The organism is Niallia taxi, from assembly GCF_004005475.1.
Lineage (GTDB): Bacteria > Bacillota > Bacilli > Bacillales > Cytobacillaceae > Niallia > Niallia taxi.
On record NZ_RZTZ01000017.1, the window covers coordinates 60,990 to 75,119 of the forward strand.

The 14,130-nt window shown below is 36.1% G+C and carries 16 protein-coding genes; 9 read left to right on the forward strand and 7 right to left on the reverse strand.

Annotated elements, in window-relative coordinates:
- The first annotated feature begins 492 nt into the window (after positions 1-492).
- The 6 genes from EM808_RS24805 to rbsB are packed head-to-tail and all read left to right on the forward strand — an operon-like array spanning position 493 to position 6,149.
- Positions 493-1,479, forward strand: coding sequence for a LacI family DNA-binding transcriptional regulator (locus EM808_RS24805; RefSeq protein ID WP_127741917.1), 987 nt, complete (start codon positions 493-495; stop codon positions 1,477-1,479).
- Positions 1,472-2,350: a ribokinase gene (rbsK, locus tag EM808_RS24810; protein ID WP_127741919.1), complete on the forward strand. Its 879-nt coding sequence runs from the start codon at positions 1,472-1,474 to the stop codon at positions 2,348-2,350. The genes EM808_RS24805 and rbsK overlap by 8 nt, the downstream gene beginning before the upstream one ends.
- Before the next feature lie 2 nt (positions 2,351-2,352).
- On the forward strand, positions 2,353-2,751 hold the full coding sequence (gene rbsD / locus EM808_RS24815) for a D-ribose pyranase (protein ID WP_127741975.1): 399 nt from the start codon (positions 2,353-2,355) through the stop codon (positions 2,749-2,751).
- A gap of 14 nt (positions 2,752-2,765) precedes the next feature.
- The gene (locus tag EM808_RS24820) at positions 2,766-4,247 is read left to right on the forward strand and encodes a sugar ABC transporter ATP-binding protein (protein ID WP_127741921.1); all 1,482 of its coding nucleotides are present in this window, start codon (positions 2,766-2,768) and stop codon (positions 4,245-4,247) included.
- Between the two features lie 43 nt (positions 4,248-4,290).
- Entirely contained in the window at positions 4,291-5,214 is a 924-nt protein-coding gene (gene rbsC / locus EM808_RS24825) for a ribose ABC transporter permease RbsC (protein WP_127741977.1), read from the forward strand.
- Positions 5,215-5,231: 17 nt separating this feature from the next.
- Positions 5,232-6,149 carry a ribose ABC transporter substrate-binding protein RbsB gene (gene rbsB / locus EM808_RS24830; RefSeq protein WP_127741923.1) on the forward strand — a complete coding sequence of 306 codons (918 nt, stop codon included), beginning with the start codon at positions 5,232-5,234 and terminating at the stop codon, positions 6,147-6,149.
- A gap of 56 nt (positions 6,150-6,205) precedes the next feature.
- Here the strand turns inward: rbsB and EM808_RS24835 are convergent, their stop codons facing one another.
- From EM808_RS24835 to desA, 3 genes are all read right to left on the reverse strand, one after another.
- Positions 6,206-6,805 (reverse strand): response regulator transcription factor, encoded by a 600-nt coding sequence (locus tag EM808_RS24835; RefSeq protein ID WP_127741925.1) that lies wholly within the window; start codon positions 6,803-6,805, stop codon positions 6,206-6,208.
- Positions 6,802-7,935, reverse strand: coding sequence for a sensor histidine kinase (locus tag EM808_RS24840; RefSeq protein ID WP_127741927.1), 1,134 nt, complete (start codon positions 7,933-7,935; stop codon positions 6,802-6,804). Before EM808_RS24840 ends, EM808_RS24835 begins: the two co-directional genes overlap by 4 nt.
- 112 nt (positions 7,936-8,047) lie before the next feature.
- The gene (gene desA / locus EM808_RS24845) at positions 8,048-9,076 is read right to left on the reverse strand and encodes a Delta(5) desaturase DesA (protein WP_127741929.1); all 1,029 of its coding nucleotides are present in this window, start codon (positions 9,074-9,076) and stop codon (positions 8,048-8,050) included.
- A 364-nt stretch (positions 9,077-9,440) separates the two neighbouring features.
- On the opposite strand from desA, the gene EM808_RS24850 reads away from it, so the two are divergent.
- A complete protein-coding gene (locus EM808_RS24850; RefSeq protein WP_127741931.1) occupies positions 9,441-9,959 on the forward strand; it encodes an NUDIX hydrolase in 519 nt (172 codons plus the stop codon).
- A 134-nt stretch (positions 9,960-10,093) separates the two neighbouring features.
- On the opposite strand, the gene EM808_RS24855 is transcribed toward EM808_RS24850, so the two are convergent.
- Positions 10,094-10,558: an Lrp/AsnC family transcriptional regulator gene (locus EM808_RS24855; RefSeq protein WP_127741933.1), complete on the reverse strand. Its 465-nt coding sequence runs from the start codon at positions 10,556-10,558 to the stop codon at positions 10,094-10,096.
- A 162-nt stretch (positions 10,559-10,720) separates the two neighbouring features.
- On the opposite strand from EM808_RS24855, the gene EM808_RS24860 reads away from it, so the two are divergent.
- Positions 10,721-11,167 carry a GNAT family N-acetyltransferase gene (locus EM808_RS24860; protein WP_127741935.1) on the forward strand — a complete coding sequence of 149 codons (447 nt, stop codon included), beginning with the start codon at positions 10,721-10,723 and terminating at the stop codon, positions 11,165-11,167.
- 132 nt (positions 11,168-11,299) lie between these two features.
- Positions 11,300-11,776 carry a hypothetical protein gene (locus tag EM808_RS24865; protein WP_127741937.1) on the forward strand — a complete coding sequence of 159 codons (477 nt, stop codon included), beginning with the start codon at positions 11,300-11,302 and terminating at the stop codon, positions 11,774-11,776.
- Between the two features lie 795 nt (positions 11,777-12,571).
- On the opposite strand, the gene EM808_RS24875 is transcribed toward EM808_RS24865, so the two are convergent.
- From EM808_RS24875 to EM808_RS24885, 3 genes are read right to left on the reverse strand one after another with little or no spacing between them, the layout of a single operon-like run.
- A complete protein-coding gene (locus tag EM808_RS24875; protein WP_127741941.1) occupies positions 12,572-13,099 on the reverse strand; it encodes a permease in 528 nt (175 codons plus the stop codon).
- Positions 13,096-13,578: a hypothetical protein gene (locus EM808_RS24880; RefSeq protein WP_127741979.1), complete on the reverse strand. Its 483-nt coding sequence runs from the start codon at positions 13,576-13,578 to the stop codon at positions 13,096-13,098. Before EM808_RS24880 ends, EM808_RS24875 begins: the two co-directional genes overlap by 4 nt.
- Before the next feature lie 4 nt (positions 13,579-13,582).
- Positions 13,583-13,912, reverse strand: a complete 330-nt coding sequence (locus tag EM808_RS24885; RefSeq protein WP_127741943.1) for a PadR family transcriptional regulator — start codon at positions 13,910-13,912, stop codon at positions 13,583-13,585.
- Positions 13,913-14,130 lie beyond the last annotated feature (218 nt).

A 14,130-nucleotide genomic window follows, 5' to 3' on the forward strand; every position in this document is an offset into this window, starting at 1 on the left:
TATTAAGAGTGATTGGTATGTTTTTTATTCGAAAAACTATGTAAAGAGGCTGGGACATAAGTATTTAAGTCTGATTCATAATCGAACTATTTAACTTTTATGATTAAAAGTTTATGTTTTTCCGTTTAAAACAATCATTAAAAATATTAGTGGAATGAAGCGGAGGCCACTCGACTACTAAGGGAAATAGAGGAAAGGATGAGACCCCGCAGTCGAAGACGAGGAGGCTCCATTCCTCCCCGAGGAAAGCGAGTGGGTGCAGCGTAATGAAACGAATTAAATTTAAATTCATACTCTATTGATAATTTAATGCTCCATTGTTTGTTAGATAAATTTATTTACTATTCGTCTTTAGATAGGTATTTTTGTTTTTGTCTCAACCTCTTTTAGTAATTTTAAGAAACCTCGGAAGATTATCAAATTATATATCTTGCGCACCAAAAAATAATATGTTACTATGTGTGTAACCGGTTACACAAAAGAGGTGAACACATGGCTACAATACGGGATGTTGCCAAAAGAGCTGGAGTATCTGTGGCAACCGTTTCGAGAGTATTAAACAATAAAGGCTATGCACATGAAGATACGAGGAAGCTCGTTAATGACGCAATAAAGGAATTAAATTACAAACCAAATGAAGTAGCAAGATCTTTATATAAAAAAAAATCAAGATTAATAGGGTTATTGCTTCCTGATATTCGCAATCCCTTCTTTCCTGAGCTAGCTCGCGGCGTAGAGGATGAAATGCAGGAGCAAGGACTTCACTTAATTATTGGAAACGCGGATGAAAAACCAGAAAAAGAAATAGATTACATACAGACTTTTAAACAAAATAATGTAATAGGCATTATTTCAGCAACAAATCACGCTGAGACAAAGCTTTACGAAAATCTATCCTTCCCTGTCGTCTTACTTGATCGCATAACAGGCAGTTATCCTTCCGTTTATGCAGATGGATTAGATGGAGGCAAAATAGCAGCACAAGAAATGGTCAGAAGGGGAAGTAAACGAATCGCTTTACTTAGAGGTCCGATTGAATTAAGGACAGCACAGGACAGATTCAAGGGTGCAGTGGATGAGCTGTGTGACGCTAATGTGGACTTTCAAGTGATTACATCATCATTTAGCTTTCATGATGCTGAAAAAATGGCTAAAACCTTATTTGAGAAATTTCCTGAAACAGATGGAATAATTGCCAGCAATGACCTAAGTGCAGCAGCAATTTTACATGAGGCGCTACGCATTGGAAGATCCATTCCAGACGATTTACAAATTATCGGATATGATGATATCCCGCTTAGCAAGCTGCTGTTTCCGTCCCTTTCAACTATAAGGCAGCCTGCCTATGATATGGGAAGAGAAGCCGCAAAATTATTAATGAACATTATTAATAACAAGCCGTTAGCACAAAAGAATATTCAATTGCCTGTTACCTTTATAGAAAGGCAAACAACAAGAAAGGTTGAGGAAAATGATTAAAATGACGACAATTGGCAGTTCTTCTATCGATTTAGTTGTAACTGCAGCAAAACGACCAAATCAAGGGGAAACGATTATTGGAGAAAGCTTTAAGACAGTTCCTGGTGGCAAAGGGGCTAACCAGGCTGTCGCAGCTGCCAGGCTCGGTGCTGATGTAAAAATGATTGGTTGTGTTGGAGCCGACGAGTTTGGAGAGAAAATCGTAAATAATTTCACTGCTAATGGTGTTGATACAACCAATGTGGAACGGGTTACACATACGGAAACAGGCACAGCACATATTACCTTAGCAGAGGGTGATAACAGCATAATTGTAGTGAAAGGTGCTAATGATTATGTCACACCTGATTTAGTTGAAAAAGCACTAAATATTATTCTTGCATCTGATATTGTGCTTATTCAGCAAGAAATTCCCGAGGAAACAGTCGAATATGTTGCAGAACTTTGCTTTGCAAATGATGTGCCCCTATTACTTAACCCAGCTCCTGCAAGACCTATAAGTAAAAATGTTATTGAAAGAGCTGCTTATCTTACACCAAATGAAACAGAAGCGGCTATCCTTTTTAAAGACAAGGATATCACTGAAGTATTAAAAGAGTTTCCCAATAAATTATTAGTTACAGAAGGTAAAAACGGAGTTCGTTATTATGATGGTGAAAGGGAAAGGCTTATCCCAGCGTATTCTGTTGAAGCGGTTGATACAACTGGTGCAGGAGATACCTTTAATGCAGCATTTGCAGTTGCGGTAGCAGAGGGTAAAAGCGTGGAAGATAGCATTCGTTTTGCTAATCGGGCTGCCTCCTTGTCTGTAACAAAATTTGGTGCACAAGGCGGGATGCCAACAAGAGAAGAAGTAGAAGGGAGTTTATGAATATGAAACGTTTTGGCATTTTAAACAGTCACATTGCGAAGATTTTGGCTGATCTCGGTCATACCGATTTTATTGTAATCGCAGACGCTGGTTTACCAATTCCAGATGGTGTTAAAAAAATCGATTTAGCAATTAAAGGCGGCATTCCTTCATTTATAGATGTTGTGAATGCCGTGGAAGAGGATATGGTTATCGAAAAAGTGATAATTGCGTCTGAAATAGAAGCAGGAAACCCCGAGCATGCTAGCTACTTAAAGGATAAATTTGCTGATAAGGAAATTGAAAACGTTTCCCACGCGGAGTTTAAACAATTAACGAAACAAGCTAAAGCAGTTATTCGTACAGGTGAGATTACACCATATGCAAATTGTATTTTACAATCAGGAGTATTTTTTAATTAAATGAGGTGATAACGATGCGAATTACGATGGAAAACATCCATAAAGCATTTGGAACCAATCAAGTTTTGACTGGTGTTGATTTTGATTTGCTTAATGGAGAAGTGCATGCGCTAATGGGGGAAAATGGGGCAGGAAAATCAACAATGATGAACGTACTTACAGGACTGCATGCCCGAGATAATGGAAAAATCACCATTGATGGAACGGAAACCTATTTTAAAAATCCAAAAGAAGCCGAGCAAAGTGGGGTTACCTTTATCCATCAGGAATTGAATATTTGGCCTGATATGACTGTTTTAGAAAACTTATTTATTGGCAAGGAACGAAAGAATACCTTTGGCTTTTTAAAAACCGCTGAAATGAAAGCGTTAGCAAATAAGCAGTTTGAACGATTATCCGTATCCATACCGTTGGATAAAGAGGCGGGAAGCTGTTCTGTTGGGGAACAGCAAATGATTGAAATTGCGAAGGCATTAATGACAGAAGCAAAAGTAATTATTATGGATGAACCAACTGCTGCACTGACTGAAAGGGAAATCAGCAAGCTGTTTGATGTGATTTCTTCACTGAAAAAGGAAGGCGTATCAATCGTCTATATTTCTCATCGAATGGAGGAGATTTTCTCCATTTGTGACAGGATTACCGTTATGCGTGATGGGAAAACCGTTGATACGAAGGCCATTGCCGCAACCAATTTTGATGAGGTTGTCAGAAAAATGGTCGGCAGGGAATTAACGGATCGATTTCCTACCCGAAATCAAAGCCTTGGTGAAACCGTTCTGGAAGTAAAGGGTTTAACAAAAAGTGGCTATTTTGAAGACATTAACTTCTCTGTTCGTGCTGGCGAAATCGTTGGGGTTTCAGGATTGATGGGAGCTGGCCGAACCGAAATTATGAGGACAATCTTTGGTCTTGATTCAAGCGAAAGTGGTGAAATATGGCTAAATGGCAAGAAGGTTCATATCAAAACACCAGTTCAGGCTGTTAAGTTAGGTATCGGCTTCATTACAGAGGATCGCAAGGATGAGGGATTAATCCTTGATTTCTCCATAAAAGATAATATCGTTTTGCCAACACTTGCAAGCTTTGCTCCAAAAGGAATCATCCGGGAAAAAAGTGAGACAGACTTTGTTAATATGCTTATTAAACGCTTAACAGTTAAAGCAGAATCAAAGGATATTGCTGTTGGCAGACTTTCAGGCGGAAATCAACAAAAAGTGGTGATTGCCAAATGGGTGGGAATAGGACCGAAGCTGCTCATTTTAGATGAACCAACAAGAGGAGTAGATGTTGGTGCGAAAAGAGAAATCTACCAACTAATGAATGAGCTAACAGAGCGTGGTGTTGCAATTATCATGGTATCTTCAGAACTACCTGAGATTCTTGGCATGAGTGATCGAATACTTGTCGTCCATGAAGGAAAAGTAAATGGAGAATTACTAAAAGAAAATGCGACCCAAGAAAAAATTATGACATTGGCAACAGGAGGTCAATAATATGAATCCCCTTAATACAGTAACACAACCGAGTAAGACGAATATGATGAATACTATTACCCAAAAGTTAGGACCATTACTAGGTTTGTTTTTATTAGTAGTGATTGTGTCTATTTTAAATCCTAGTTTCCTTGAACCTTTGAATCTATTAAATTTATTGCGGCAGGTTGCCATTAATGCACTAATTGCTTTTGGGATGACCTTTGTTATTTTAACAGGAGGAATTGATTTATCTGTCGGAGCTATTCTTGCGTTATCCAGTGCATTGACTGCAGGGATGATGGTAGCTGGCGTAGACCCAATTGTTGCCATCTTAATTGGCTGTATTCTTGGAGCTTTAATGGGAATGGTCAACGGATTATTCATTACAATCGGAAAAATGGCTCCATTTATTGCAACACTAGCAACAATGACGATCTTCAGAGGCTTAACACTTGTTTATACTGGTGGAAACCCTATTACTGGTCTTGGAGATAATTATCTGTTTCAGTTATTTGGCCGTGGGTATTTTCTAGGAATACCTGTACCAGCTATTACGATGATTCTAGCATTTGTGTTTTTATTTGTTCTTCTTCACAAAACTCCATTTGGTCGCAAAACATATGCGATTGGTGGCAATGAAAAGGCAGCCTTAATTTCAGGTATTAAAGTACCAAAAGTAAAAATCATGATTTATAGCCTTTCCGGCATGCTTGCCGCTTTGGCAGGTGCGATACTGACATCTCGTTTAAATTCAGCACAGCCAACAGCAGGTACTTCCTATGAGCTTGATGCGATTGCCGCGGTTGTGTTAGGAGGGACAAGCCTTTCAGGGGGAAAAGGACGAATTTTTGGGACACTTATTGGTGCGTTAATTATCGGTACTTTAAATAACGGCTTGAATTTGCTTGGCGTATCATCCTTCTACCAAATGGTGGTTAAGGGGATTGTTATATTAATTGCAGTATTACTTGATCGTAAAAAGTAGTATAGGGAGAGATTACCATGAAAAAATTAATCGTTTTATGTTTAACACTAACACTTTTGCTCCTAAGTGCTTGTTCTATGCAACCGCCTTCATGGGCAAAACCAGCTAAAAAGGAAGATTTAAAGGATATTAAGATTGGTTTATCAGTTTCGACGTTAAACAACCCGTTTTTTGTATCTTTAAGAGATGGAGTTGTGAAAGAAGCGGAAAGCTTAGGGATGGAAGTTATTATCGTTGATGCACAAAATGATTCGGCAAAACAAGTAAATGATGTCGAGGATTTAATTCAGCAAGGGGTAGATGCGCTGCTTATTAATCCAACTGATTCGGCTTCTATTTCAACAGCTGTTCAATCAGCAAATAATATTGGCATACCTGTAGTTACATTGGACCGCTCTGCAGATAAAGGGAAGGTAGAAGCGTTAGTAGCTTCTGATAATATAAAAGGCGGAGAAATGGCTGCGAATTATTTGATTGAAAAGCTAGGAGAAAAAGCAGAGGTTATTGAATTAGAAGGGGTGCCAGGGGCATCAGCTACTCGGGAAAGAGGTCAAGGTTTTCATAATATAGCGGATCAAAAATTGAATGTCATTGCTAAACAAGCAGCTGACTTTGATCGGACAAAAGGCTTAACTGTCATGGAAAACCTGCTGCAAGCAAACCCGAATGTTAAAGCAGTATTTGCTCATAATGATGAAATGGCATTAGGGGCTATAGAAGCAATTAATAGCTCAGGTAAGGATGTGTCGGTTATTGGATTTGATGGAAATGACGACGCCCTAAATGCTATTAAAGCGGGAGACCTGGAAGCAACAGTTGCTCAGCAACCAGAGCTAATTGGTAAGCTTGCGGTAAATGCTGCAAGAGACGTTTTACAAGGTAAAAAGGTCGAGGAAAACATTGCTGCACCACTAAAATTAGTCACAAAAGAATAAATGTGCAAATCGTTTGAGTAGCCAAAAGATAAAAAAGGACTGGTTTCAGTCCTTTTTTATTTGAACCATCCTTTTTCCTTAAATCTCGTGATGGCTTCTATGCGATTTTTCACTTCTAATTTATCGAGAATCATGCTGATATAGTTACGTACGGTTCCTGTTTTAATTGATAGCTCTTGAGCAATCTCTTTAGTATTTTTGCCATCTGCAACTAGCATAAGGACTTCTTTTTCCCGCTCTGTTAGGGGATTTTCTTCTTTATATACATCATCAACTAACTCTGGTGCGTATATTCTTTTTCCTTCCATCACACTGCGGATGCTTTTTGCCAAATCATCACTTGGACTATCCTTGAGTAAATACGCCGATACGCCAGACTTCAAGGCTCGCTGGAAATAGCCTGATCTGGCAAAGGTAGTTAGTATAATGACTTTGCATGGATGGTTCATGAGCTCTTCCGCTGCTTCCAAGCCAGTCTTGGCAGGCATTTCAATATCCATGATACAAATATCAGGATTTTGTTCCTTAACAAGCTGAACTGCTTCTTCACCATTGTTTGCTTTGCCGACAACCGTAATATCATCTTCTAAATCAAGCAATGAACCTAAAGCACCTAAAAGCAGGCGCTGGTCTTCGGCAATGACAATCCGGATCATAATAACTCCTCCCTTTCAATTAATTTCCCGTCATGTGGAATCACGATTGTTAATATTGTGCCCTCATTGCTGCAAATCTCTAAAGTACCGTTGATAAAATCCAATCGTTCTCGCATGCCTGCTAATCCATTTCCATTGTGCGTATCTTCTTCCTTAAAAGGACTTGTTCCGTTATCCTTAATTTCCATGATTGTTTCCTTTTTATTTTGGATGATGCTTATGTAGCAAGAGGTGGCATTGCTATGGCGAACCACATTAGTAACAGCCTCTTTTAAGCACATGCTAATAATATTTTCAGCAATCGATGACATTTTTAGATTGGAAGCAATATCGCTAATTAAGGTTATTTCAGCCGCCTCTAATACTTTCTTTACGAGAAGGAGCTCGTCTCTCAATTTAATGCCGCGCATTTCAGAGACCATTTTTCGGACTTCGTTTAATGCTGTTCTTGAAGTATGCTGAATATCCTTAAGCTCCAAGCGGGCTTGTTCAGGGTCCTTGTAAACTAATTTTCTTGCTAAATCACTTTTTAAGCCAATAAGGGAAAGCTTTTGGCCAAGTGTATCATGAAGGTCTCTTGCAATCCGCTGTCTTTCCTCTAGTTTAACTAAATTTGATATGCGTTTATTCGCATCCTCCAGCTTTTCCTGCAGCTGGCCTCTCTCTTTGCGGTTATGGATGGTCAATGGCAATAAAATAACACCGAACCATATAATCAGCACAAACGGAAGCTGCTTTAACAGCAAGGAATCACCTATTATAACTTTGTAGTAAATGGCGAAGGTTGTAACCGCCAAGTGTATAAAGTAAAGGACAAAATAGGGAATTTGTTTTTTTATATTACCGATAAAGTACGACAGGAAAAAAGAAAAATACACATAGCTGTATGCATAAATGGCAAAGGTGGATATCCCAATTAAAAGGGAAGGCCATAAATATATCGTCCAGCCTTTAGAAAGATAGGCTAATCTATAAAATAGAAAAAATAAAATCGTTAGGATGATACCAGAAATCACATCAACCGCTGAAGAGGCGTGAAATATAAAATAAAAGGGCAAAATTGTAAGTAATGTCCATATATAAGGAGAAATGCCGGTGCTCTTTTTTAAAACCTCTAATTTTTTTATCATCAGTTTAATCCTCGTTATTTATTGGCTGTCATTTGTAATTTTAACATAATTAAGCAGCAATTAATGGCATAATCGCCGTTATAATTGCTGCTCATAAGATTGGTTTATGTTATTACATCTCTGATCCTGCAGACAATTTAAGTGATTTCTTTTGTTTTTTCCATTCATAGAAGCTAATAAACTTCTTGTCTTTTTCGTCCCACAAACGGAACTTTAAAGAACGGAGACTGCTTGCCAGTGTTATCGTTGGTACATTCCTTAGTGGTTCTGTCTCATTATGAACCTGCTCCAAATTATAATTTGGAACCCTTGGACTTAAATGATGCACATGATGGTAGCCAATATTACCAGTCAGCCATTGCATCCATTTCGGCAGGTGATAATAGGAGCTTCCTTCAACAGCAGCCTTAACATAGTCCCAATTTTCATCTTCCTCAAAATACGTATCTTCAAAAGTATGCTGCACATAAAATAACCAAACTCCAACAGAGCCAGAAATAAGAAAAATCGGCAGCTGTACAAGCAAGAAAGAGGACCAGCCAAGTGTACTTCCAAGCAGAATAACCAATAATACAAGGGCAATGTTAGTTGCATACGTATTTAGCCTTTCATTCCATCTAGCTCCTTTACGATTAAAGCGATTCGCCAAAAGGAATTCATAAATAGGTCCTAAAATAAACATGATGAATGGATTGCGGTACAAGCGGTATTGCAGCTTTACAAACAAAGAGGCATTCTCATACTCGTCAATCGTCATCATCCATAAATCGCCGACGCCACGTTTATCGAGGTTGCTGCTTGTTGCATGGTGAATAGAATGGCTATGCTGCCATTTGCTGTATGGGAATAATGTCAGGATTCCTGTAATGGTACCTAAAACCTTATTCGCCTTCCGGTTCTTAAAGAAAGAAAAGTGACAGCAATCATGAAAAATAATAAAAATTCTGACCAAAAATCCTGCTGCAGCTACAGCGAACACAAGTGTTAATATATAAGAAATAGTTAAGCTTTTGTAGGCCGCAATCCAGAGCAATACAAAGGGCAGGATAGTATTGACAAGCTGCCAGACACTCGTTTTTAAAGTGGACTTCTCAAAGGGCGCTACAGCAGTTCTCAATTGTTTTAAGTTTTTAATATTCATAATTAGCTTCCCTTCTATTAATCGATATCTCCATTATAAATATAGCCCTAACATATTTGCAGACATACATGTCATGGTCGCTATATGACATTTGTCATATAGGAAGCATTTCCTTGTGAGATGGCCACTAAAGCGCTAACAGAATGGCAAGTAAACTACTAGAGGCTGCTTGATAATGGGAAGTAGATTTACGTTTACCTTACTGGATTTTAGTTGATACCGGAATTAAAAGCAGGGAAGGGGAATCTGTCTTAAATAACGTAAGCTTCTGACATTAAAGAATTATTGCAAATATCATTAATTTAAATGATTATTATAGATACTAGGTGAATTTTGTAACTAAAATATACAAAGGAGTTTTGCTATGGAAAAGTGGGATGTATTTGATAAGCATCGAAATAAAATAGAAAAACAAATAACGCGTGGAGATGAAATGGCACCAGACGAGTTTCATTTAGTAGTACATGTATGTATATTTAATTCAAAAGGAGAAATGCTCATTCAACAGCGTCAGCCCTTTAAGGAAGGATGGTCGAACCTTTGGGATATCACATGTGGCGGCAGTGCCATTGCTGGCGATACAAGTCAGCAGGCCGCTTCAAGAGAGCTATTCGAGGAGTTGGGAATTCATTATAACTTTGACAAAATCCGTCCACACTTTACTATTAACTTTGAACGTGGCTTCGATGATTATTATTTAATCGAATATGACGTTGATTTAAATGAATTGACGTTACAGGCTGAAGAGGTACAAGCAGCTAAATGGGCCTCTAAAGAGGAAATCTTAAAGCTAATCGAACAAAAAAAATTTATACCTTATTATCAAAGTATCATTGCGTTTCTTTTTGAGGGTCGCCATCATTATGGGTCTATTCGTCTTTAAATGAAACTTAAAAAGGTGGATGCCAATTAAGAAGCCATTAACACTGTCAAATCATTGTTAGTGGCTTTTCTTTTCACTATAGTGGATTAAGGGAAATCATTACATTTAAGTACTAAGATTATTTGAGAAATGTTTCAATCGCTAATATCTACTTTAGGGTTATTTTCAAGTGAATATCTGTTAAATGGTTTATATTCTACAACAGAGGATAATTTCACTAAGGTAGTAGGTTCTCCAAAACGTAAACTAGCATCAATAAATTCTTCAAGTAGTTTTACTGATTCCGTTACGACCTTTACTAAATAACTAAATTGGCCTGCTAAACGATGGCATTCTACCACTTCAGGTTGTTCCTTACAAAAGTCCTTGAATTTTTGCCCCTGCTTCGTATCGAATAAAATAAATGCTGTTACATTTTTATTGAGTTTTTCAGGATTAATGATGGCTTTATACCCTTTTATAACCTCTTTTTCTTCCAGTTTTTTCACTCTTTCATTTGTTGCAGGTGTTGAAAGACCAATTTTCTTCCCTAATTCTGTCATTGATATCCGCGCATTTTCTTGAAGATGAATAAGAATATTTTGATCAATTTCATCCAAAGCAGTTTCCTCCCAATACATAAAAAAATAAAGTGAAAGCACATTATAAAAGTTAAAAAGTAAGTATATTTCGAAAATAACATCAAATAATTATGTATTTAGAATAATATACCATATAAAATTATACCTAATAAATATAAAAAAAGTAGGAGAGGAACATGAATGATTATATTTCAAGCTACAATGGAAGATCTAGACGGAGTTGCTAATTTATTTAATTTGTATCGAACATTTTATCAACAAGAATCTGATTTAGAAGGAGCTAAGAATTACATAAAAGAGCGGATTAATAAGGAGGAATCCGTAATATTTGTTGTTAAAGACGAACAAAACTATCTTGGATTTACTCAACTTTATCCTACATTCTCATCCATTTCAATGAAACGAGCGTGGATATTAAACGACTTATATGTTGATGAACAAGCAAGAAAACAAGGCGTGGGTGAACTGCTCATACATAAAGCAAAAGAATATGCCATTGAAACAGGTGCAAAAAGTCTTAGTCTAAGTACAGCACCGGATAATCATACAGCCCAACGATTATATGAGAAAAATGGATACGAGAAAGACATTTCTTTTTATCATTATGAATTAGGTCTAGTAGAATAGGCTTATAATGGCAGCATTCCTGTAATAAAAGAAAAAAGGCTTATTTATGTTACAATCATGCAAAGGCGGCAAAGGAATTTAATAAAGTTTAGAGAATAGTAAAGGAAACAAAGTGTAAAAAGGGTGAATTATTTGGAACATCATATTTCCCTTAATGTTGATTTAGATTCATTAGAAATTAATCGAAGTAAAAATATAACATGCACGATATATTTTATTATTGATTATCATCGATACTTTCCTAGTGAAGGGTGGGATGATTTTTTGGTAATCATCTTATCTTGGTGGATTAAATCTATTAGAGGTCTTGATATCTCTAGACTTGGAACAACCTATAAATTGGATTTTATGGATGGCACACCAGAAATTTTTGTGAAAAAAATAAGTGAAGATCAAGTAGAAATGAATTTTAAATTTGAAGATAATTTAGAGGACAGTTTTAAAGGAAGATTCCTGTTTAAAGAACTCAAGGATTCTGTACTTTCAGTCTCAAAGAAAGTAATACGCGAACTTGATAGAAATCAGTGGATAACAGAAGATATTGATGAATTTAAAGCTTTAGTTTTATCATTAGAACGCTATCCATTTAAGAGAGGAACAAACAAATGAGATTTAAATTATTTGGTGCAGGGATTTTAACAAGTTGGTCAAAGCGATGAGTAGCACAGTCACTATTTTAGTTACAGTCTTCTCAATTATTGTGGTTTCTAATTTTGTAAAAAAGTTGAAATTTACTAAATATCAATCAAGTAGTGTTAAGCAATATGGAGTACGTGCTGTTGTAGGAATTGTACCTGTTATTGTATTGTCAACCATGGGTTATTTGCTTTTGAATTTTATTTCAAGTAAATAAAATAAGCGTATATCAGTTTTATCCTGTTAAGAGGTTGCAATTTGGGTAACCTCTCTTTTAGTTAACTAATGTTACTATTTTAAGGAAAAGATTACTGCTTCTTACCATTTAAACTTTGTACAAGAGGGACTATCTGAGACTATGTATTATATTAATGAAGATAAAAAACATACAGATTTTTTTTAAACTAGCCCTTTCCTACAAGAGCAAGTAAATAAAACAAAAATAAACGTGACGAGAATTATGTATAATATGATTCGAGAAGAAAGAGAAAACAAACCAAGAGGTACATATATGTAACTATAGTATCCTTTCTAAATTTTAGATTTTTATTAACTATAGGGCAGCATTCCTGTAAGAAATAAAAACTAGGTTATGGCAAGGACGGGGCTGATTGGTTCAGAAGGAAAATAAGTGGATACAGTGTATCGTATCCACTTATTTCTAAAAAAGTTCTAAGGTAAGGGTTATTGAAGATGATAGTATTTATGAAGAGATTTAATTAATTATAATGCTTCCGCAAATCCATTTTAGTCCTTATGCTTTTATATCTAGACCTTCTTTTTTATATCATGCTTTATCAATGTTTGTCGGTTATAAAATTTTTCAAAAAGAATTCCCGTTAAATAGTAAAACACGAGGCCAAAAAAAATGTGAATAAGAGTAAATTTAGAGCCAAATGAAGTGATTTCATAGACTATAACTGGTAATTTTACTGTTGACCAAGCACCTAGGAAAAACACGATATATCGGACGCTGGCTCCTTTTTTTAATAATAGTACTGCAATTGGAAAGGCAATATAAAGAGGGCCTGCAGCCACCGTTGCTAATAATAAGGTGAAGAAAACTCCATATATACCTGATTTTTCACCCATATACCGAATAAGTGATTCTTTCTTTACCCATTGATCTAATAATCCCACTAAAATGAATATTGGAGGAAGTAGGAATAACATATCTAAAATACTTTTACCAGTAATCTGAACGGTTTTCAAAGCTATAGAGTGATTAATAAACGCAATTATAAGAAGCCCTAATAATAAAATGGAAAAGAACCGATATTTTTTTAAGATTGTCATGTCATTGCCACCCCAATAATCAATGCGAATAGAAGAGACATTATTATGGCAGAAATATTTCGAGCATAAGCAAATCTTCTTCCAAAAGTTTTTTGTTCCATAGATAAAGTTACAAGTCCTACTGACATCATTGTTGACATTAATACGGCTACTTGTGGAAGCGCCGCACCATTTTGAAGTAATGTATTTCCAAGAGGAAAGACAATAAAGCTTGGTACTAGAGCAATAGAGCCGATGATTGTTGAGAAAATGATACCTAGGAAGCCGGAACTTTCACCAATAATCGATGAGATAAAAGTGGGTGTAAATATCGATAATGCTAGCCCAATAAAAAGCATAATGGCTAATAAATCCGGTAAAACATTGCGGAACATTTTCCATGAACTCAAAAGGGCAACCTTTGTTTTATGTTTGTCTTTTATGAAGGAAATACCTAAATAAATAGTGGCAATAGTATAGAGAATAATTCCACTAACCATCATTTTAATCGTTCCATTCTTTATATCTTTCTAGGAAAAACGATAAGTTTTTTATTTTTTCTTCAATATCTATTTGAAATTCCTCTAATTTCTTTTTACCTACATTAGTGATTTTGTACATCCTTATTGGTTTATCTCGATTAGATACATCAAGATAAGACTCTACAGCACCTTCTTCCTCTAATTTTTTTAGTGTGCGATATAATATCGAACTATCAATTGGATTGATGGGAAGTTCTTCCTCACATTTTTGTAGGAGTTTCCCTCCATAGTTATCGCCCTCTGTTAAAAACAGCAATAGAAATGCTCCTGTATGTCTCCCTGTATGTTTCATAAAGTATATACCTCCTTTTTTTATCGAAAACGTAATACTGTTAATAACAGTATGCTGTAGTTAACAGTAATGTGTCAATTTTTTCTTTATTGAGAATTAAAAATTTTATTTGAAGTATGAAAAGAAAAGGGGAAGGGTTAGCCTCAATGAATTTACAAAGTGTATAGCCTTGTTCAAGGATGCGTTTCTTATTTAAGTGAGGTAGGATTATTAATATT

What these genes read in the sequence shown, in the direction of transcription:
- EM808_RS24835 (WP_127741925.1), bottom strand. Translation starts at nt 6,805, where the DNA reads ATGATCCGGATTGTCATTGCCGAAGACCAGCGCCTGCTTTTAGGTGCT.
- EM808_RS24850 (WP_127741931.1), top strand. Translation starts at nt 9,441, where the DNA reads ATGGAAAAGTGGGATGTATTTGATAAGCATCGAAATAAAATAGAAAAA.
- rbsB (WP_127741923.1), top strand. Translation starts at nt 5,232, where the DNA reads ATGAAAAAATTAATCGTTTTATGTTTAACACTAACACTTTTGCTCCTA.
- EM808_RS24880 (WP_127741979.1), bottom strand. Translation starts at nt 13,578, where the DNA reads ATGGTTAGTGGAATTATTCTCTATACTATTGCCACTATTTATTTAGGT.
- rbsK (WP_127741919.1), top strand. Translation starts at nt 1,472, where the DNA reads ATGATTAAAATGACGACAATTGGCAGTTCTTCTATCGATTTAGTTGTA.
- rbsC (WP_127741977.1), top strand. Translation starts at nt 4,291, where the DNA reads ATGATGAATACTATTACCCAAAAGTTAGGACCATTACTAGGTTTGTTT.
- rbsD (WP_127741975.1), top strand. Translation starts at nt 2,353, where the DNA reads ATGAAACGTTTTGGCATTTTAAACAGTCACATTGCGAAGATTTTGGCT.
- EM808_RS24860 (WP_127741935.1), top strand. Translation starts at nt 10,721, where the DNA reads ATGATTATATTTCAAGCTACAATGGAAGATCTAGACGGAGTTGCTAAT.
- EM808_RS24885 (WP_127741943.1), bottom strand. Translation starts at nt 13,912, where the DNA reads ATGAAACATACAGGGAGACATACAGGAGCATTTCTATTGCTGTTTTTA.
- EM808_RS24820 (WP_127741921.1), top strand. Translation starts at nt 2,766, where the DNA reads ATGCGAATTACGATGGAAAACATCCATAAAGCATTTGGAACCAATCAA.
- desA (WP_127741929.1), bottom strand. Translation starts at nt 9,076, where the DNA reads ATGAATATTAAAAACTTAAAACAATTGAGAACTGCTGTAGCGCCCTTT.
- EM808_RS24805 (WP_127741917.1), top strand. Translation starts at nt 493, where the DNA reads ATGGCTACAATACGGGATGTTGCCAAAAGAGCTGGAGTATCTGTGGCA.
- EM808_RS24875 (WP_127741941.1), bottom strand. Translation starts at nt 13,099, where the DNA reads ATGACAATCTTAAAAAAATATCGGTTCTTTTCCATTTTATTATTAGGG.
- EM808_RS24840 (WP_127741927.1), bottom strand. Translation starts at nt 7,935, where the DNA reads ATGATAAAAAAATTAGAGGTTTTAAAAAAGAGCACCGGCATTTCTCCT.